We start from the raw sequence: 15,621 nt of genomic DNA on the forward strand, positions 1-15,621 counted from the left end.
GCATCGCCTTCAGAACACGAATTCCTTCGCCTTGCGGAAGCCCGGCAGCGGTTTCACGGAGGCGTTGAAATAGTCGCTTTCGGAAACCACCCCCTGTTCCCGGACCAGAACCTTCGCCTTGGCGGCATTGCCATAACCCACGACGGCAACGAGGCGACCACCGTCGCGGAGCTGCTCCAGCAGTGCCGCCGGCACTTCCTCGACCGCACCGTTGACGAAGATCAGATCGTAGGGCGCCTTGGCGGCATACCCCTTCTCCATCTCGGCAGTTACGACCGTCACGTTGCCACAGCCCAGCGAAGACAGTTTCTCACCGGCCTGGGCGGCCAGCGCCCCATCCGCCTCGACCGAGACGACGGAGCCTGCAAGATCGGACAGGATGGCCGTCGCATAACCGCTGCCGGTGCCGACTTCCAACACGGCATCGTCCTTGGTGATCACGGCAAGCTGCAGGAGCTTGGCCAACGGCGAAGCTTCCATCAGATAACGGCCCGGCGCCACCTCGATATCGGTATCGATATAGGCAAGCGACTTGGCCTTTTCCGGCACGAAGGCTTCACGCGGGACCGCATAAAAGGCCCGCAATACCGAATGCGACGTGACATCGGTGGTGCGAACCTGATTTTCGACCATCTTTGTCCGTGCTGCTTCGAAATCCATCATCTCAGTCGTCCCAAATCACCCGGCCATCTGCCGGCCCACGCACGTTCGTCTTACTGACGGCGGGACACGCTTTCAAGACATAGCCCGTCCTTGACGCAAAAAAGCGTGGGGCATCGCGCCGCAGCGGCGAGCGGGGACAATCAGGCGTAAGCCGGCGGGGGCTCCGCCAGCCTGGAGGCGACGTGATAGTCCTGGCTGTAGGAGGTCCGGAGACCATGCCCCTTGTCGAAAGCGAACTGGTCTGCGGAGGTCAGCGGGAAAATGCCATCGGCGAATGTACCGGTGCCTTCACCCTCGTTGGCCGGCTGGCGATGGACGGTGATAATCCTGGTGATCATGGTGCGTTTCCCTCCGTTCCGCGCTTAAAGCAATGAACAGGCCTTTCTGTTCCGGAGACTAGGACGAGAAAGTTAAAAATTAACCATGTTGCGGCGCACACAAGCGTGCATGGTAAACGCTTGATGGAAAAGAAGAAACGGATTTAAGAAAGAGATCCGGAAAGCCGGAATGTTTTGGAGGCCTCGTCCGGAATCGAACCGGAATAGAAGGATTTGCAGTCCTCTGCGTAACCACTCCGCCACGAGGCCGTCCGAACGCATGAAGAGCGAGTGGTGTCGGGCGTTTAGAACGAATCGAATGACGGTGCAAGCGGGTTCGTCTCGATTGTCGTCATCTTTTTCCTGCAAGGGATAAAAACGAATCTTCACGCGGGCGGTTCCAGCCTTTGCGAACACTATCCTAAAGCAGGAAGCCATGTGCTGACAGCAGCAGCGCGCCTGCTCCCAGCATGCCGATCTTCAGCAGGTATCCGGCGATGGAAGCCGCACCTTGCCGGTCGGACACGAGCGATGGCGCTATATAGATACGGTAATAGAACTGCTGATCGTTCGAGGTGACGAGGTTCTCGAACATGTGCGGCAGGATACCCCTGTGATTGCGGATGGAACCGTTTGACGTCCTGATCAGGAGCTCTTGCCGTTCGGCATCATAGGAGGCCGCTTTCAGATGCTTGGCATTCAGGGATACCCACTGCATCACGACCTCCGTTCGCTACTGCAGCATTTGCGCATTGGAAACTGCGCCAGTCAAGTTTTGCGACACGGAAGAGAACGTCCGGCATCCCGGCCTTCATGAAAAATTCACCAAGAACCGCGGAACCAAATCCGATCCGATGAGTTTTGCCCGCCGCAATGCAGGGTATGGAATGATGAATGACGTAACCGAAACAGACGAAGTCCTGTGGAGTTCTCCTGTCAGAGTACGTGTCGGATATGGTTTTCCAGAAACGATCCGCGGCCCCCGGGAGGCTCTCGAATATCTCAGGTGGCGCTGGCCGGTGCGGGAAGGAACCTATTACATCAAGGCGTTGAGAGAATGCGCAGCGGGATTGCAGCGCAAGCTTCCCCTGGAGAGGGTCAGGGAGACCTTCGTTCTCGCAAGCATAGAAGCCAAAATGCTGGGCTGACCGGCAACTCCCGTCCCAATCCGGCCGCCCCGTCGCCTCAAGGCGGCAAGGTCCGCCGCGCTGCCGATTTAAGAGATCGTTAAGCCTCCTTACCGGCCGCTTTATTAAAGAGTCCTCATTAAGGATGACGGATAGCGGCGATGTTGCCGTCGATATCCTTATGAGAAGGATCGCCATGACGGCGATGATCAGTATGAAGCTTACCGCCTCAGACGCCGTCGCGGCGTGCGCAACCATCGGTTCGATTTCCGGCATCCTCTATGTAGGGCATCTGTTCATGGCCCTCTTTTAAGCGCGCGAGCCGAATTCCCGCCGCCTGCCTGAGCCGTTGGATATCGAGATGGAAATCTCCGGATTCCGGCCATCCGGCCTGTTGCTTCGGTAACACCCATTTCCGCCATCATTCCCGCCCCGCCAAACATGCCGGCGGTTGAAAGAATGGCACTTTACGGCACCCTGCTCCTTCCAAAGTAGAAAAACTGCAGGAACCATGTTATGATTTGTCCGTTGCCGGGTGGGGGAGACACCGGGCGGCAAACATGCGGCAGGAGGAGACCGCCATGGAATATCTGGAGTTCGTTACGGCTATCAATCCGGTCGTTCTCGCGATCCTTGCGATGGTTCTGGTCTGCGGTGCCTACGACCACTGGGTGCAACCCAAATAGGACCCGACACCAGGACCGAATGAGACTTCGCGCATATCCGTGATCGTTGCGGATGTCGGCTACAGCCTTTGCTCGCCGGTCGAATGCTGGTATGCATCCGGCCCTACAGAGACTGTGCGGAGCATGACCTTGGACGAAAGCATCGAATTCCGGGATACTTCCACCTCGCTGAGCGACACGTTGCGCCGGCTCGTCAACGGCATCAAGGGGCAATCGATCACGCTGCGGGAGATCATGGACGCGGTGGGAGAACAGGGCCTGCTGCTCATCTGCGCCGTAGCCTCCCTGCCCTTCCTCCTTCCTGTATCCATTCCCGGCGTCAGCACGGTCTTCGGCGCCGCCATCATCCTGATCAGCCTCGCGATCACGGCGAACCGGCTGCCCTGGCTGCCCCGCAAGATCCTCGATCGCCAGCTTGAGACGAAAACGCTGGTGCCGGCCCTGGAAAAGGGCATCAACATCGTCTCCCGGTTCGATCGCTTCCTGAAGCCGCGCCTGTCTTCGCTGACGAGCGGCGCGCTGGTCAACCGGTTGAACGGCCTAGCGATCACCTTTGCGGGCGTGCTGCTGATGTTCCCGCTGGGTCTGGTGCCCTTCTCCAACACCCTGCCGGGCGTCGCCATCCTCCTGCTGTCGACGGGCATGATCCAGCGCGATGGCGCGATCGTGCTTGGAGGCTACCTCTTTAACGTCATCACCGTCGCCTATTTCGGCGTGCTCGCCTATGCCGCCTTCAGCGCCGGGCAGGGAATCGCGTCGCTGTTCGGCTGAGCGGCCGGCAGCACTCCTGTCACTTCCGGCCCCGCTGGGCCCGATCTGCCTTCCGCGCCCGGCGCCTCGCCCACCAGATCGTCGTGCGCCGCCGCTGACGCCGGACGAAGGACAGGTCGTGCGACAGAACCAGAAGACCCAGCGGCAGCATCCAGAAACCGAGAACCGGCAGGAAGCCGAGCGTGCCGCCTACCATCAGGCTGAAACCGACGCCTATACGGCCGATCCGCGAACGCGGCATGGGAATCTGCCAGTTTCCGAGCGCGAGCTTGCCGCTTCGCGGGTCCATGCCGAATCTCGTCGATTTGGGGTCCTGTGCCACCGGCAACGGTTTTCCTTCTCTCAAAAGGCCGAGGTTGCCGGGCAGATGGGGCTTAAATGGGGACAAAACAAGCAAGTTCGATTTTTTTTCAAAAACCGCTTGGCAAAGCGGCAAAGCATTTGTATTACCCGCCGCACACGCCGCCACCGACGCGGATGATCCCTGGTAGCTCAGCGGTAGAGCATTCGACTGTTAATCGACAGGTCGCCGGTTCGAATCCGGCCCGGGGAGCCAAGTTTTAAGGCGCTTTCGCAGAAAATGTGAGAGCGCCTTTTCATTTTAAATACAATACCTTAATGACCAAACCAGACTGCTGCGAGCAGGTCGATGGCATCTCCTGATCTTGCAATTTTGGTTACATTCTGTCTACATTTCGGCTTCTAACCGAACCGAAAGGCATCGTCATGCGGTGGGATGACATCGAGAAATACGTCATCAAGCACAAGGCCAGCGGCATCTACCGTTATTACAGGCGTGTGCCGACCGAGGTGCAGCACCTGGAGAGCCGAACCCACGTCAAGGCATCGCTGAAAACAAAGAACCTCAAAGAAGCCTTGGAGCGAGCGGAGACCATTCACAGGGCCACGGAAAAGCTTTGGCGGGCGATGCTGGCCGGCAATGATAACGCCTCGTCCATGGCGCAGTACGGGGCGGCGGTGAAGGCGGCGCAATCGCTCGGCTTCACCTATCAGCCGATGATTGACGTAGCTGACCTTCCAATCGCGGAATTGGAGCGGCGGGTCGCTATAGCGCAGCAACACATAGACAGGTCTAGCACCATCGTCCACGCGGTCATGGGGACCGCTGCAACGCCCTCCCCGCGCATATCTGACATCTGGTCTCTGTATGAGGAACATAATCGTGCAGGCTTGCTTGGCATGTCCCACGGCCAAATGGCGAAGCACAAGATATCCCGCGAGCGAGCACTCCGGTATGCACAAGACCTTCTTGGCGACATGGAACTATCAGCGATCAAGCGGACGGACGTTCTGCGCTTCAGGGACTGGTGGACCAGCAAAATCGAATCGGAGGGCCTGAAGGCGTATTCGGCTAATCGAAGTTTCTCCGACATCGCCGGCATGTTGGCGGCGATCGACACGGCGCTCCATACCGAATATCGGAAGCCATGGACGCAAGCTCGCATCAAGGAAACCAACGCCACCAAACTCGGCAAGCGGGAATCCTTCTCCAATGAGTTCATTCAGGAGAAGCTTCTCGCCCCAGGCGCACTGGATGCGATGAACGAGGATGCACGCCTTATAGTTTACACGATGGTGGAGACCGGCTGCCGCCTTGGCGAAGTCTGCAACCTTCGTCCGGAAGATATTAAGCTAGACGACGAGATTCCGCATATCGAAATCGCCGAACGCGATGATCGCCGCCAGAAGACCAGCCATTCAGTTCGGCGCATCCCGCTTGTGGGCATAAGCCTATGGGCGATGAAGCAGCGTCCGAACGGCTTCCGGCGCTATCAGGATAAAGCAGACGTTGCCTCTGCCCTTATCAACAAGGTGCTCAAGTCTTCCGACCTACGCCCGACAACTCGGCATACAATCTACAGCCTAAGGCACAGCTTCCAGCAACGGATTGAGAACGCCGGAGCGTCTGACCGAATGCAAACCGATCTCATGGGCCATAGCTTCGACAGGCCCGTCTATGGCGATGGCTCGGAGATGAAGCGGCGGCAGGAATTCCTGGACGGCATCAAGTTCAATTGGCCCCAGTGATCCCTGCCCTTGCAATCGGTGCAAGCATAAACAAGAGTAGTTGCAGCGGATGAACCGCGCAACTGAGGGAGGGGGAAGATGTCATTGGATGACGAATCGGAGATGGAATATGCGAAGGCGGCGATCCCGCTTCTTATGAAGGAGCGAAAGCAACTTCTACATGACCTGACATACCACGAGGATGGACCTGTCGACCACGAGTTGCTGAATAAGCTATTGAAAGTCGTCGAAGCGATTTCGATGGTAGAGGCTATCGCTAGAGGGAAACCAGAAGATCCCTACCTCAAGCGGGGAATAATAGGCTTTCCAGAGAGCTAGATTCTTTTTCCAGCGTCACGGAAAAAGCCGCCCCCGTTGAAGGGAGCGGCCGCGTCGGTTATTCTCCTAGAGTGCCCCGATTGGCGGGGCTGACATCACCTGTCGCTGAATGCCATCATCGTCTTCCCCATTTCTTCCTTGGCCTTTTCAAGGACGGTGTAGACGACGTCGAATTCTTCGACGTTGAAGTTCCGCGTTTCCCTCGGGTTGCCTTCCAAGGCGTCACCGAGAAGCGAAAAGGCTGCGGCGATCAGTCGGCGGGTGTCGTTAAGGCAGGTTTCGAGATCGCCATCGCGCTCTGCTTCGGTTCGAACGTTGGTGTTCACGCGCTCACTCCCTCAACCTTTATAAGATAGTTGCTGGACCTTGTTCCTTCCGCGTTTGGATCTTCACCGTCGCGATAGTATCCGACGCTCATCCACACCTCTCCGTTGTAACGAGGCATGACGAAAATGAACTGGCTATGCCCCAGTGTCCCTGCCGCCTGGAACAGTTCTCGCGCATGAAACTGCATCGCGTCGGCGGGGTTCATCGGCTGCGGTGGCGCTGCCATGGCAACGGCAGGTACGGCGGCAGCAGTGGCCGCCGCCGGGATCAGTTTCAGGACATTTCTACGTGTGGTATTGGCATCATTAGCCATGATCGATCCCCTATGATCGGTTTCGGTTAGCGGCGGAAAAGTGGGCCAACACCTTTCCGTCGCGCCTAAGAATCGTCCGCCAAGATCATTCGGCGGTCAATGTTCTGACCATAGAAAAGAATTTCAGTGTTTTTGCCTCAGCATCTCAAGGAATAGAAAGCCAACTTATGACTATTGAAATTGACGTTATCAGGATTGCATTGGAGGTCGCCGGCCGCGTTGCTAACGGCTCTATTGCAATTGATGAAATCGGCGAAGAGGTGACGGCATTAATCGATACCGACGGTCTTGATCAGGATCAGCATGAGACCATAACGACACTGGTAACTTCGTTCTGGCTTTTTGCGAGAAACGTTAGAATTGGAATGGCAAGCCCGGATCATTGACCACTTGAGGATCGGTATCTCATCGTGAAACCCTGCCGCCTTCGCCAGATGGTTCCGCTCTGTCCCCTGTCAAAGAAGTCGAGATCGTCGGTAAGAACATAGTCAACCTGATGGCCGGCAATAGTTCCCCTATAATCACGTAGGCAAGTCTTTACCGCTTCGCCTACAGCATCGGCAACGGCATAAGATTCACCGCAGGCATCGGTGATGAAATCGGCGACTGGGTATTGATCCTGACCTTGCAAATGCCTTCCATCAACCTCCCGCGACAGATGCAGCACGATAGCGGGCAATGGTCCCGTCTGCGGAAGTTCGATTGGATATATGCGGCTGGCAACCATTGTCGTTACCGGCGCATTCGCTGTCAGGACAGCGCGGACAATGGAAATGGCGCTCATGCGAGCGGCTCCTTTTCATTCTGCACCGCTATGTTCCGCTCATGCTGCTTCACGGCCATGATGGCTTCTTCCAGGGGGATGCCCTTCAGGACGCGTATCTGCGCGTCGAAAAGCCGGGTGCCAAGCTGTTCCAATGTCAGGCCCCACGGCGCTCCATCCGGTTCAGCGCCCTTCAAGCATACCGCCAGGCAACGGCTAATGATGAGTGGCGAAGGCTTCTGGAATCCGGCAGAAAGGATCGTCCAATAGTCCTCGCCAAAATCTCGCTCCAACTGCGCTAGGGCGTCGATGTCCATGTGGACATATGCGCCGGGAGCGACCTCTGACATCGGGACATGGAAGATGCTGGTAACGGTTGGCGCCGGGTTTTCTTCCGTGATTCCGATCATGGTCTTTATCTTCTCAACGATGTTCATGCCGCCACGACCTCCATGGAAACGGGGTTGATCTTTTGGCCGATCCTGTCTTCGGTCCAAGTCTTCAACCGTTCAGTTTCGCAGCCGTTCGTAGTGACGGTAGTCAATTCGAGGAAGCCGCCAATACCGTGGAGTGGAGGCTTTTCCGGAGCCATCCAGTTCTGCATCTTCTTCCGGCGCATATGTTCGGCGAACACGGCTCCATAAAGTCTCAGGAAGTCGCGGCCGGCGGCTTGTGCCATCTGAGGTGTAACTCCCATGGCGGCAATGTCGTCGGGATTGATGATGGCACCGCTGCCGATGTCCGGCGTGCCTGGATGAAAAAGTGTGTAGGCCGGCGCATCGTAGGGCGGCTTCGTGAAAGCAACGAAATGGCTGGGGCCACGATTCTCGGAGATGCCGGAGATTATAAGCATGAAATCATGGCCGGTTGGCACATGGCCTTTCAGCCGTTCGACCACCTGTGCCGCCAAGGAAATCGTCATGTCGAATGAGCCTATCTCGCTGAGTTCGACAATGCCTTCGCACACAGCCTTGCCCACCGCGCTGCTGCCAACGGAGATCACCGCGAGTGGGATAAATGGCGAGGTGTGAACCTTCTGCTGGATATCGACCAGCGTGCCGTCCGGGAGGTAATGCGCGGCATCGGAAAGGATCTGCACGCAGTCGCTATGGACCAGCGAATATGCGAGGGTCATGCTGTTTCACTCCATAAATTGAGGGAGAAGATTTCACCGCCGGCACCGCCTCCGCCGCCGGTCTTGCCGACGCTGAAGAGGCCATCAAGCGCCATATCGATGAGCTTGTCGGTAACTCTGTCCAAGACGTTACCCAAGGCTTCGGCGGCAGACTTCCCGTTGCGAAGATCGTCAATGAAGCCCTTCGTGGCATCCTTGGCGGTGCCTGCCCATTCCTCTGCCGATTGGCGTAGTGCATCCTGAGTATCGTGCAGGCGAGCCGCATTGGCTTCCGTCTTGGCATAGGCTTCCGCCGTCGACTCGATCTCTTTCCGCAGTTCCGGCGTGATCGTCCTGCCGGCTTCCATGGCTGCGTTCAAAAGCTCGTGCTCCGTCCTCGCCTTCAGGACGGCATAGCCATAGTCTTCAACGGTCGGATTCAGCGCCTCTTGCGCCTGCGTCTCTGCGATCGTCGCGGCGGTGGCCTCAGCAATCCGCTTCGATAGCCGTTCATATTCATCCAGGCGGGAGCCTTTGCCACCCTTGCCTTTGCCCGATCCGGAGCCGCTGTCCGAAGGCTTGACGCCCCCACCGCCCTCGCTATCGCCGAAGGTGGTGTTCAACGCTTCTTCAAGCTTGCCGGCGCTGATTTCTGTCAGGGACATCTCAGCCCGGATCTTCTGAATCTCGGCAGTGATCGGGCTGGCATCGATGACGGCCTGAGTCTTTTCCAAGCCGGTGATATCGTCGGGAAGGCGGACATAATCGCGGTTAGCATCACCATAGCCGCGTTCAACAGCGCTGTTCCGCGTGAAGACGCTGCTTCCGACTTCGGCTTTCAGGGCCGCCCCCTTCTGCCCGAGTTCGGCCTGCTGCACGGCAATCAATGCTCGCTGGCGTTTCAACTCCAATTCCAGAAGGGAGCGTTTCGCATTGAATTCTTTGAGGGTATCCGCGACAATGCTCTTGCTGGCTTCCGTCTGAGTGTTCGCCGTGTTCGCAATGGCGTCCTGATATGCCTTCTGCGCCTTGGCGACGTCGGCGATCATTCCTTCGATGGCAGCACCGCTGCCCGCCTGATCGGCAAGGGCACGGGTGGCGTCGTCAATGGCGCCTTCCCAGTTATTGAAAGCCAGGTATGCGGCGGTGGCAGCGCCGGCTATAAGACCAATCGGCCCAAGTGCAGCGGTGAAACCAGCCGCTGTGAGCGTTCCAGCTCGCATCGCCGTCACGAGCGCGACGACGGCGGAAGCAGCCTGCGGGATGGCGGAAAGCATACCCGCGATGCTGCGGCCGACAAGGGCACCGGCAAGGACGGACGCAAGCTGCAACGTTACGTCCGCTGTCTGGTCAAAATTATCCGCAAGGGCGTTGAGGCCCTGCACCAGCCGTTGCGAAGCACCGAGCGATTCATCTGTCTGGCCGATGTATTTCAGGAAGGCGTTAGAGACCTTCGTGACGCCTTGGTCGATTGTCTGGGTCGCATTCGCGGCCATGGACTGGATAGAAGGCAAGCCTTTCAAGAAGGCTTCGAAGAACTGCCGGCCGGAAACCTCACCGTCGTTGACCAGTTGCTTCAGCTTGTTGACGGAACCGCCTGCCTTATCGAGTCCGTTGGCAACGGCGATCAAGATGGGGCGGGCACCGTCGTTGACGCTGTTGAATTCCTCTGCTTGAACTCTGGCAGAACCAAGAAGCTGCCCGAGCTGGGTCAAGGCACCGGATGCCTGACCTGCGGAGGAGCCGGCGACACGGAGAGCGACGGCAACACCATCGCTGAATTTCAATAGATCCTGCTGACTAGCACCGAGATTGTCGGACGCTTGCGCGGCCTTGCCATAGAGATCGGCCATGGCGGAAAGCGGCGTCGCATTCGCTTGCGCCGACTGATAGAGTTGGTCGAGGATTTTGGCCTGTCTCTCTCCGGTGACACCTGCGACAGCAAGACTGTTTTTCGCCGAAGTCCAAGCGTCCGCGTAGGCCAAGACCTCACGAGCGGACAATGCGGCGCTGATGGCACCAAGGGATGGAAGCAGCGATCGGCCGAAATTGGCAAAGCCCCGGTCCATGCGGGAGAAAGCAGCTTCGAACTTCGCCGTCCTCGCCATGGTCTGTTCGAACTGCGCAACGCTGCGGTTGGCCGAATCCTTGACCGTGTTGAAGGTCTTGGCCGTGTTCTTCTCAACCCGGACCAGTGCCTTTTCAAAGGCAGCGGTCCTGGCTTCGAGCGTGAGCAACAAGCCTGTGTTGGCATCGTCAGCCATTGGCGGCGATCTCCTGATTTCCTACGATCATCTCGGCTGATAGATAGCCGTGCTCTTCCGCCACCGTGGCTAGGTACACCGCCATCATCGACGCTACCGCGCCGTCGATCTTCAAAGAGCGTGATTGCGATTTAGAAGGCTTGATGTTGCCATTCGGATCGGGCTTCGGGACCGGCACATTCATGAAGTTCCACTTCAGGACCGGATGATCCCCGTGGATGAAGCGACCGTCGATGACCGCCTTTTCCGTGCCCTTCATGGCAGGCGACATATGGCTGTATCGCTGCGCGATCTCGATCACTGGAAGGCCAGCGTCCAAAAGACGGCCCATCATTTTCTTGAGATTGTAGGGATCGAAGCCGATGCCGTGTACATCGAACTGGTCACAAAGCTCGATTAGCTTTTGTTCGATAACATCCTCATCAATGGAAGCGCCTTCGGTCTCTTCGATGAAGCCATTCGCCGCCCATTCTGCATAAGGCACGCCTTCTTCTTCCGATCGCTTCACGATGGATTCAGCGGGACACCATATATACGGGACCGCGTAGAAGGTCCGGGCGTCGACGTCATGGAAGACGGCGACAACGGCGGTCAAGTCCGATACGGCACCGGCATCGACACCTATGAAGCAAGGCAGGTAACGAACATCATCAATGTCGAATTTCTCAGCGCCTTGAGCATAAGCCTCCCGAGTGATCCAGGGATCAAGCGTGCCGTCGTGCCAAATATTAAGATGATACCGCTCGAATTCTCTCCGGGCGGTGACACTGGTCTTTGCCTCCAGAAACAGGTTCCGAAGCGTCGATAACCGCTTGAACGAACCGAGCGCAAAGTTAACGCGGTGCCAAACGGATTCGTCGTGCCAATCGTCGTCCTTGTCTGCCTCATAGATGACCGGGCACCAGGATTCGTTCTTCACTTTCCCGGTGGCAATATCCTTGGCTTGCGAATAGAGATCGAAGCCGACGCCGCCATGGCCAACGCCGGCCGTGGTGGCGACAACGGTCAAGGGCGAGGTTTTGCGGACCTTTGCCTGCGATTTGCGTAGCACCGGCCATAGGCGCGGACGGTTCCACGCATGGGTTTCTTCCGCGATCAAAAGATAGACCGAAAGCCCTTCCTGAGATTCCGGTGCGCGGGAAAGGACCTTGAGGGTGGAGCCGCTGGCGATATGTTCGATGGATTGCTCCACCGCGTTCGACACGATCTTGAAGCGGGATTCCATCGCTTTCGGCTCATGGTCCCATATCGGCTTGGCGAACTCCCTTTTGATGAAGTTCTCCACCATTCCGAAGGCTGTGGCCCGCGCCTGCTGCTTCGTCGCTGCCGCAACCACGATCTGACCGTTCGGGATACGGAAATCGACGTGGCTGAGCATCATGAAGGCGATTGCCGCCGCCAAGGTCGATTTCGCCTGTCCGGATGGCAGGTGCAGATAAAGGGTTTCGATATAGCGGTTGCCGTTCGGATCGACGTTGCCGAAGACATAGCGCAGAATCCGCTCCTGGACCGGATGCAGGTCGAACGGCTCGTCACCTTCCAGAAGAAGGCTCGAAACGAAATCGACCGCCTTTTGACCGAGGCCAAGAGGATCAGGAATCGGGCTGTTTAGATCAGTCAAATACTGAGGCAACGGAACCATTCGTTCCCTCTTTGTTCTTAGACTGTCTAGCCTTCGCCGTTGCGGTGATACCGAGGGATTCAGCGTAGCGGAGCGCCATCGCCTGGTACTGTAGATGTTGGCGAACGGCGGGATGCGCCCTTGGTGGCTGCCCGCGACGATGGACAATACGACCTTCCTTGCGGAGAATTTTTGCGCAATCGCTCGCTCCTTCCACCGCCTCGCAATACAAGGTGAGGATGGTTTTCATCTCTTCGGTGAGGACACCCGAAGCAGCAAGCGCCGGAACCACCTTACGCCACTCCGCCTTACCGACGTCGCCAAGGGTGGCCGGAGCGCGGGGCGAGCGTACCGGGTGATCGTTGTCGCTGACGATGACGAAAGGCTTGCGTCCGCGCATTACACGGCCTCCGGAGGTACGCTGTCATTGGCGACAGCCATCAGCAGAAGGCCATCCTTGAAGCCGAAGGGTGCAACCGACTTGATGTCCCACACCCGGCCGCCGCCGCGACCGAGATGGACGATGCGATCAACCTGGCGGAGGCCCTCGCGATAGTTGACGGCGAATGTGGCGCGTTCCTCACCGATGATGACACTGCCATCTCGGAATTCGCGACCAGAGGCAGGGCGGAACTCCGTCCAGAACTCTCCGATCGTCTCATACGTTTGGCCAAGCCACGGGTCGTATTCACCAGCCTTCTGCAGGCGGATTCGGTCTAGCATCTTTCCCGGATCAAGCGGCATCATCCGATCTCCCGCCTGAACGTGATGGATGCGACGGCGGAGCCGGCCGTGCTGTTACCAGGACGCTGGAAACCAGTCGAGACATGCTCGAATGAGGCCGGAAGGGCGTGCTTTATGGCGTCCGCAATCGCGGTCGTCTCAGGTGTCCATCGCCCCCACGCCTCGATTGTGATGGAGACCGCGCCGTATTCCTTCTTGGCATCGGCGATGACGATGAAGGGCCATGCGGGATTCTTCGGAACCTCATGTGCATTCCAGACGCGGCCGAAGACGAACGGGGCGACACCTTTGCCGATGGTGAGATGGAGCTTGGTCAAATATGCGACAGCATCGACGGCCGTATTCATGGTCGGCATCGGCAGACGGTCATGGCCAAGCGTGCGGAGCGGTTTTTCGATTGCGCTGAAGACTGTCATTTCCCGCTCCATATCTTCTTGGCGGCCTTGTTGATGGCCCTTGCGGTACGGTTGCGGATGCGCTTCTTCTTCGACCTGTAGGCGGGCCAGAAAAACGGACGTGGCGCAGCTCCGTCGGGCTTGCCGTCGCCGTCGTGGCCGAACTCGACAGGTGCGGCGTAGCGGACAGCGGAGTTCCCAGCCGTGACGGCCACGGCCATGTCACCGACCTTGTGCGAGCCGCCTGACGAATAGAGCGGCGTCAGCTTTTCCGGTTCGGTAACAACGATGGAATCCTTGAGATCACCGTCATCAACAGGCGCCAGCGCGCGGGCGGTATCGGCGATCTCGTTTGCAGATTGGACCAGCGATGCCCGCACCTCTGCTTTGATGGCTTCCGGCATAGCCTTCAGCTTGGCTCGGAGGGCTTCAAGCCCCTGTATCTTCACGCCCATCAGCCGAAACCCCAAACACGGTGATTGGCGATCAGCGCGAAATATTCGTCGGGCATTTCCGGCGCCAGGCGGTTCCGATAGTGGACCAAAACGTCAAGGATCACAGCTCGCTGGATCGATGACGGAATGCCGTCCTCGAATTCGGAAAGTTCTTGATCCACATAGCCCTCGATACGCTCTTCCGCCGCCTCGATCAGCGTTCGGATGAAGGCTCTGTCCACCGGAACGAGCTGCGGCGGGCTGCTACCGTCTTCGGCCAAATCGACCTGAAGGGCGTCCCAGACGTCGGCCTCCGCTATTGAAATCTCAGCCATTTTTCAGTTTTCCCATTTCGGCGGGCAGTGTTTTTTTGTGCTTGGCGGCGGTCATGGAGCGCCCTCCCATTGTCTGCGCATACCCAGGGGTCATGGTTTCGATCCCCTTTTGTTCCGGGCAAAGCCCTGCGTCGTCGCCGTGATGCGGGAATGGCAGGGCTTGCAAAGGCAGATGGTGTTTTGCCAATCGAGGCGGAGGTCAGGCCGATCACGTACCGATTGGATGTGGTGAACTTCCTTTGACCGATTGGCGCATCCTGGCGACTGGCACCAAGGATTGGCGGCAAGGCGGTCCATGCGGAAGAGACGCCATGCGTTATCGTATCCACGCTTGTCCGCGCTACCACGCTGGCGGTCATATTGGACTGTGGCTTCCGCCTTGCAGACGCACCGCTTCCCTGCCGGGACAGGGCGGCCACATTGGCAAAGTCGGGGTGCGAGTGATGGCATCTCCGACCTCACTGCAATTGACCATAAAGCCAGAACTCTCCGTCTGGCATTCGAGCGATGCCACCAAGAGCGTACTGACCACCAGATGTATCGGAACCTCCAAAGGAACGGATGGTGACGCCATCACCTGCGACGAAGGTGATTGCATCCTCTGATGCTTGCGCCCATCCGCAAGAGAAGCCGGGGCGCAGGTCAGCGGGGATGGTCACTTCACATTCGCCGGTGAGGATTACCAAGCGCCCCTGATGATTGTCGGAGAGGGTGACCGCGCTTTCCGGGTGATACACGCAATTCGTACCAACGGCCGGCATCAGCTCCTCGATCGAAACAAGACCATCAGATTCATGGGTTGTTCCAGAATTGCGTCTGATCTTAACTTTGTCGGTCATATTGAGATCCATGTGAGAGGTGCCCCTCACGCCGTATTGCCGGCGGCGCAAGGGGCGGATTGCCGGGTGAATCTGGCGGAAGCCCCGGCAATTCTGGTTAGGCAACCGGAGCGACGGCCGGATTGCCCTTGATGACAATGGCGGAGATCGGCGTCGGGCTGCCGTGCGTCCCGGAGAAATCGGCAAGCAATTTCAGATATCGGCGGTTGCCGATGTATCCGACCTTTGTCACCGTCGCGGCGGCATGGGCTGCGGTAAGGGCGTAGATGATGCCGCCCGTACCGACAGTTTCAACGCCTTGAACGTCGTCGATCGTCACCGCATCATAGGTGTCGTCGTCATCGCTATGCGACAACTTGAATTCAACCTTATTGGAACTGGTGAAGGTGATGCCGCCGACACCGACTTCGATGGCAACGACGGCGCTATTGAAGCCAAGCAAATCGATCACAGCCGGCGTGTTGTCGGCGTCGAGTGCCGCCGGGGCGATGGCCGTAACCAGGCCAATGTTCGAGACTAGATCGCGCATTGTACGTTTCTC

The 15,621-nt window shown here is 57.9% G+C and carries 24 protein-coding genes and 2 tRNA genes; 6 read left to right on the forward strand and 20 right to left on the reverse strand.

The features are described from left to right. Nucleotides 1-9: 9 nt before the first annotated feature. The 4 genes from ACFFP0_RS25280 to ACFFP0_RS25295 all read right to left on the reverse strand — a co-directional run bounded on the left by ACFFP0_RS25280 (nucleotide 10) and on the right by ACFFP0_RS25295 (nucleotide 1,698). On the reverse strand, nucleotides 10-663 hold the full coding sequence (locus ACFFP0_RS25280; RefSeq protein ID WP_377264986.1) for a protein-L-isoaspartate O-methyltransferase family protein: 654 nt from the start codon (nucleotides 661-663) through the stop codon (nucleotides 10-12). A gap of 140 nt (nucleotides 664-803) precedes the next feature. Next, entirely contained in the window at nucleotides 804-1,001 is a 198-nt protein-coding gene (locus ACFFP0_RS25285; protein WP_377264987.1) for a hypothetical protein, read from the reverse strand. Nucleotides 1,002-1,176: 175 nt separating this feature from the next. Continuing rightward, nucleotides 1,177-1,250: transfer RNA gene (locus ACFFP0_RS25290), tRNA-Cys, on the reverse strand. A 151-nt stretch (nucleotides 1,251-1,401) separates the two neighbouring features. After that, nucleotides 1,402-1,698, reverse strand: coding sequence for a KTSC domain-containing protein (locus ACFFP0_RS25295; RefSeq protein WP_377264988.1), 297 nt, complete (start codon nucleotides 1,696-1,698; stop codon nucleotides 1,402-1,404). 34 nt (nucleotides 1,699-1,732) lie between these two features. On the opposite strand from ACFFP0_RS25295, the gene ACFFP0_RS25300 reads away from it, so the two are divergent. Both ACFFP0_RS25300 and ACFFP0_RS25305 read left to right on the forward strand, forming a co-directional pair. Then, nucleotides 1,733-2,128 (forward strand): DUF982 domain-containing protein, encoded by a 396-nt coding sequence (locus ACFFP0_RS25300; RefSeq protein WP_377264989.1) that lies wholly within the window; start codon nucleotides 1,733-1,735, stop codon nucleotides 2,126-2,128. A 788-nt stretch (nucleotides 2,129-2,916) separates the two neighbouring features. Next, on the forward strand, nucleotides 2,917-3,564 hold the full coding sequence (locus tag ACFFP0_RS25305; protein WP_377264990.1) for an exopolysaccharide biosynthesis protein: 648 nt from the start codon (nucleotides 2,917-2,919) through the stop codon (nucleotides 3,562-3,564). A gap of 19 nt (nucleotides 3,565-3,583) precedes the next feature. Here the strand turns inward: ACFFP0_RS25305 and ACFFP0_RS25310 are convergent, their stop codons facing one another. After that, nucleotides 3,584-3,853, reverse strand: coding sequence for a hypothetical protein (locus tag ACFFP0_RS25310; protein WP_377264991.1), 270 nt, complete (start codon nucleotides 3,851-3,853; stop codon nucleotides 3,584-3,586). Nucleotides 3,854-4,045: 192 nt separating this feature from the next. Here ACFFP0_RS25310 and ACFFP0_RS25315 point away from each other — a divergent pair. The 3 genes from ACFFP0_RS25315 (at nucleotide 4,046) to ACFFP0_RS25325 (ending at nucleotide 5,931) form a co-directional block, all read left to right on the forward strand. Next, nucleotides 4,046-4,120, forward strand: a tRNA-Asn gene (locus tag ACFFP0_RS25315). Between the two features lie 170 nt (nucleotides 4,121-4,290). Continuing rightward, entirely contained in the window at nucleotides 4,291-5,613 is a 1,323-nt protein-coding gene (locus ACFFP0_RS25320) for a DUF6538 domain-containing protein (protein WP_377264992.1), read from the forward strand. A gap of 78 nt (nucleotides 5,614-5,691) precedes the next feature. Beyond that, nucleotides 5,692-5,931, forward strand: coding sequence for a hypothetical protein (locus tag ACFFP0_RS25325; protein WP_377264993.1), 240 nt, complete (start codon nucleotides 5,692-5,694; stop codon nucleotides 5,929-5,931). A gap of 95 nt (nucleotides 5,932-6,026) precedes the next feature. On the opposite strand, the gene ACFFP0_RS25330 is transcribed toward ACFFP0_RS25325, so the two are convergent. Beyond that, nucleotides 6,027-6,257 carry a hypothetical protein gene (locus ACFFP0_RS25330; RefSeq protein WP_377264994.1) on the reverse strand — a complete coding sequence of 77 codons (231 nt, stop codon included), beginning with the start codon at nucleotides 6,255-6,257 and terminating at the stop codon, nucleotides 6,027-6,029. Then, nucleotides 6,254-6,571, reverse strand: a complete 318-nt coding sequence (locus ACFFP0_RS25335; protein ID WP_377264995.1) for a twin-arginine translocation signal domain-containing protein — start codon at nucleotides 6,569-6,571, stop codon at nucleotides 6,254-6,256. Before ACFFP0_RS25335 ends, ACFFP0_RS25330 begins: the two co-directional genes overlap by 4 nt. Nucleotides 6,572-6,738: 167 nt before the next feature. On the opposite strand from ACFFP0_RS25335, the gene ACFFP0_RS25340 reads away from it, so the two are divergent. Next, nucleotides 6,739-6,957: a hypothetical protein gene (locus ACFFP0_RS25340; RefSeq protein WP_377264996.1), complete on the forward strand. Its 219-nt coding sequence runs from the start codon at nucleotides 6,739-6,741 to the stop codon at nucleotides 6,955-6,957. Here the strand turns inward: ACFFP0_RS25340 and gp17 are convergent. The 13 genes from gp17 to ACFFP0_RS25405 all read right to left on the reverse strand — a co-directional run bounded on the left by gp17 (nucleotide 6,951) and on the right by ACFFP0_RS25405 (nucleotide 15,609). Continuing rightward, nucleotides 6,951-7,355 carry a tail completion protein gp17 gene (gp17, locus tag ACFFP0_RS25345; protein WP_377264997.1) on the reverse strand — a complete coding sequence of 135 codons (405 nt, stop codon included), beginning with the start codon at nucleotides 7,353-7,355 and terminating at the stop codon, nucleotides 6,951-6,953. The genes ACFFP0_RS25340 and gp17 overlap by 7 nt on opposite strands. Beyond that, on the reverse strand, nucleotides 7,352-7,771 hold the full coding sequence (locus ACFFP0_RS25350) for a hypothetical protein (RefSeq protein WP_377264998.1): 420 nt from the start codon (nucleotides 7,769-7,771) through the stop codon (nucleotides 7,352-7,354). The genes gp17 and ACFFP0_RS25350 overlap by 4 nt, the downstream gene beginning before the upstream one ends. Then, the gene (locus ACFFP0_RS25355; RefSeq protein WP_377264999.1) at nucleotides 7,768-8,469 is read right to left on the reverse strand and encodes a hypothetical protein; all 702 of its coding nucleotides are present in this window, start codon (nucleotides 8,467-8,469) and stop codon (nucleotides 7,768-7,770) included. The genes ACFFP0_RS25350 and ACFFP0_RS25355 overlap by 4 nt, the downstream gene beginning before the upstream one ends. Further along, a complete protein-coding gene (locus ACFFP0_RS25360; RefSeq protein ID WP_377265000.1) occupies nucleotides 8,466-10,712 on the reverse strand; it encodes a tape measure protein in 2,247 nt (748 codons plus the stop codon). Before ACFFP0_RS25360 ends, ACFFP0_RS25355 begins: the two co-directional genes overlap by 4 nt. After that, nucleotides 10,705-12,354, reverse strand: coding sequence for a terminase large subunit (locus ACFFP0_RS25365; RefSeq protein ID WP_377265001.1), 1,650 nt, complete (start codon nucleotides 12,352-12,354; stop codon nucleotides 10,705-10,707). Before ACFFP0_RS25365 ends, ACFFP0_RS25360 begins: the two co-directional genes overlap by 8 nt. Next, nucleotides 12,326-12,733: a phage terminase small subunit P27 family gene (locus ACFFP0_RS25370; protein WP_377265002.1), complete on the reverse strand. Its 408-nt coding sequence runs from the start codon at nucleotides 12,731-12,733 to the stop codon at nucleotides 12,326-12,328. Before ACFFP0_RS25370 ends, ACFFP0_RS25365 begins: the two co-directional genes overlap by 29 nt. Beyond that, nucleotides 12,733-13,080 carry a phage head completion protein gene (locus tag ACFFP0_RS25375; protein ID WP_377265003.1) on the reverse strand — a complete coding sequence of 116 codons (348 nt, stop codon included), beginning with the start codon at nucleotides 13,078-13,080 and terminating at the stop codon, nucleotides 12,733-12,735. Before ACFFP0_RS25375 ends, ACFFP0_RS25370 begins: the two co-directional genes overlap by 1 nt. After that, nucleotides 13,077-13,493 (reverse strand): gp17 family tail completion protein, encoded by a 417-nt coding sequence (locus ACFFP0_RS25380; protein WP_377265004.1) that lies wholly within the window; start codon nucleotides 13,491-13,493, stop codon nucleotides 13,077-13,079. Before ACFFP0_RS25380 ends, ACFFP0_RS25375 begins: the two co-directional genes overlap by 4 nt. Continuing rightward, nucleotides 13,490-13,927 carry an HK97-gp10 family putative phage morphogenesis protein gene (locus ACFFP0_RS25385; protein ID WP_377265005.1) on the reverse strand — a complete coding sequence of 146 codons (438 nt, stop codon included), beginning with the start codon at nucleotides 13,925-13,927 and terminating at the stop codon, nucleotides 13,490-13,492. The genes ACFFP0_RS25380 and ACFFP0_RS25385 overlap by 4 nt, the downstream gene beginning before the upstream one ends. After that, nucleotides 13,927-14,241, reverse strand: a complete 315-nt coding sequence (locus tag ACFFP0_RS25390; RefSeq protein WP_377265006.1) for a head-tail connector protein — start codon at nucleotides 14,239-14,241, stop codon at nucleotides 13,927-13,929. Before ACFFP0_RS25390 ends, ACFFP0_RS25385 begins: the two co-directional genes overlap by 1 nt. Before the next feature lie 90 nt (nucleotides 14,242-14,331). After that, the gene (locus tag ACFFP0_RS25395) at nucleotides 14,332-14,691 is read right to left on the reverse strand and encodes an HNH endonuclease signature motif containing protein (protein ID WP_377265007.1); all 360 of its coding nucleotides are present in this window, start codon (nucleotides 14,689-14,691) and stop codon (nucleotides 14,332-14,334) included. 8 nt (nucleotides 14,692-14,699) lie between these two features. Continuing rightward, on the reverse strand, nucleotides 14,700-15,080 hold the full coding sequence (locus ACFFP0_RS25400; RefSeq protein WP_377265008.1) for a hypothetical protein: 381 nt from the start codon (nucleotides 15,078-15,080) through the stop codon (nucleotides 14,700-14,702). A gap of 97 nt (nucleotides 15,081-15,177) precedes the next feature. Continuing rightward, entirely contained in the window at nucleotides 15,178-15,609 is a 432-nt protein-coding gene (locus ACFFP0_RS25405) for a hypothetical protein (protein WP_377265009.1), read from the reverse strand. Between the last annotated feature and the right edge of the window lie 12 nt (nucleotides 15,610-15,621).

It is taken from the genome of Neorhizobium puerariae (assembly GCF_042429745.1).
Lineage (GTDB): Bacteria > Pseudomonadota > Alphaproteobacteria > Rhizobiales > Rhizobiaceae > Neorhizobium > Neorhizobium puerariae.

Excerpts from the sequence above, each read along its gene's own strand:
- ACFFP0_RS25280 (WP_377264986.1), bottom strand. The coding sequence starts at position 663 with ATGATGGATTTCGAAGCAGCACGGACAAAGATGGTCGAAAATCAGGTT.
- ACFFP0_RS25285 (WP_377264987.1), bottom strand. The coding sequence starts at position 1,001 with ATGATCACCAGGATTATCACCGTCCATCGCCAGCCGGCCAACGAGGGT.
- ACFFP0_RS25295 (WP_377264988.1), bottom strand. The coding sequence starts at position 1,698 with ATGCAGTGGGTATCCCTGAATGCCAAGCATCTGAAAGCGGCCTCCTAT.
- ACFFP0_RS25305 (WP_377264990.1), top strand. The coding sequence starts at position 2,917 with ATGACCTTGGACGAAAGCATCGAATTCCGGGATACTTCCACCTCGCTG.
- ACFFP0_RS25310 (WP_377264991.1), bottom strand. The coding sequence starts at position 3,853 with ATGGACCCGCGAAGCGGCAAGCTCGCGCTCGGAAACTGGCAGATTCCC.
- ACFFP0_RS25320 (WP_377264992.1), top strand. The coding sequence starts at position 4,291 with ATGCGGTGGGATGACATCGAGAAATACGTCATCAAGCACAAGGCCAGC.
- ACFFP0_RS25325 (WP_377264993.1), top strand. The coding sequence starts at position 5,692 with ATGTCATTGGATGACGAATCGGAGATGGAATATGCGAAGGCGGCGATC.
- ACFFP0_RS25335 (WP_377264995.1), bottom strand. The coding sequence starts at position 6,571 with ATGGCTAATGATGCCAATACCACACGTAGAAATGTCCTGAAACTGATC.
- ACFFP0_RS25340 (WP_377264996.1), top strand. The coding sequence starts at position 6,739 with ATGACTATTGAAATTGACGTTATCAGGATTGCATTGGAGGTCGCCGGC.
- gp17 (WP_377264997.1), bottom strand. The coding sequence starts at position 7,355 with ATGAGCGCCATTTCCATTGTCCGCGCTGTCCTGACAGCGAATGCGCCG.
- ACFFP0_RS25350 (WP_377264998.1), bottom strand. The coding sequence starts at position 7,771 with ATGAACATCGTTGAGAAGATAAAGACCATGATCGGAATCACGGAAGAA.
- ACFFP0_RS25355 (WP_377264999.1), bottom strand. The coding sequence starts at position 8,469 with ATGACCCTCGCATATTCGCTGGTCCATAGCGACTGCGTGCAGATCCTT.
- ACFFP0_RS25360 (WP_377265000.1), bottom strand. The coding sequence starts at position 10,712 with ATGGCTGACGATGCCAACACAGGCTTGTTGCTCACGCTCGAAGCCAGG.
- ACFFP0_RS25365 (WP_377265001.1), bottom strand. The coding sequence starts at position 12,354 with ATGGTTCCGTTGCCTCAGTATTTGACTGATCTAAACAGCCCGATTCCT.
- ACFFP0_RS25370 (WP_377265002.1), bottom strand. The coding sequence starts at position 12,733 with ATGCGCGGACGCAAGCCTTTCGTCATCGTCAGCGACAACGATCACCCG.
- ACFFP0_RS25375 (WP_377265003.1), bottom strand. The coding sequence starts at position 13,080 with ATGATGCCGCTTGATCCGGGAAAGATGCTAGACCGAATCCGCCTGCAG.
- ACFFP0_RS25380 (WP_377265004.1), bottom strand. The coding sequence starts at position 13,493 with ATGACAGTCTTCAGCGCAATCGAAAAACCGCTCCGCACGCTTGGCCAT.
- ACFFP0_RS25385 (WP_377265005.1), bottom strand. The coding sequence starts at position 13,927 with ATGGGCGTGAAGATACAGGGGCTTGAAGCCCTCCGAGCCAAGCTGAAG.
- ACFFP0_RS25390 (WP_377265006.1), bottom strand. The coding sequence starts at position 14,241 with ATGGCTGAGATTTCAATAGCGGAGGCCGACGTCTGGGACGCCCTTCAG.
- ACFFP0_RS25395 (WP_377265007.1), bottom strand. The coding sequence starts at position 14,691 with ATGCCATCACTCGCACCCCGACTTTGCCAATGTGGCCGCCCTGTCCCG.
- ACFFP0_RS25400 (WP_377265008.1), bottom strand. The coding sequence starts at position 15,080 with ATGACCGACAAAGTTAAGATCAGACGCAATTCTGGAACAACCCATGAA.
- ACFFP0_RS25405 (WP_377265009.1), bottom strand. The coding sequence starts at position 15,609 with ATGCGCGATCTAGTCTCGAACATTGGCCTGGTTACGGCCATCGCCCCG.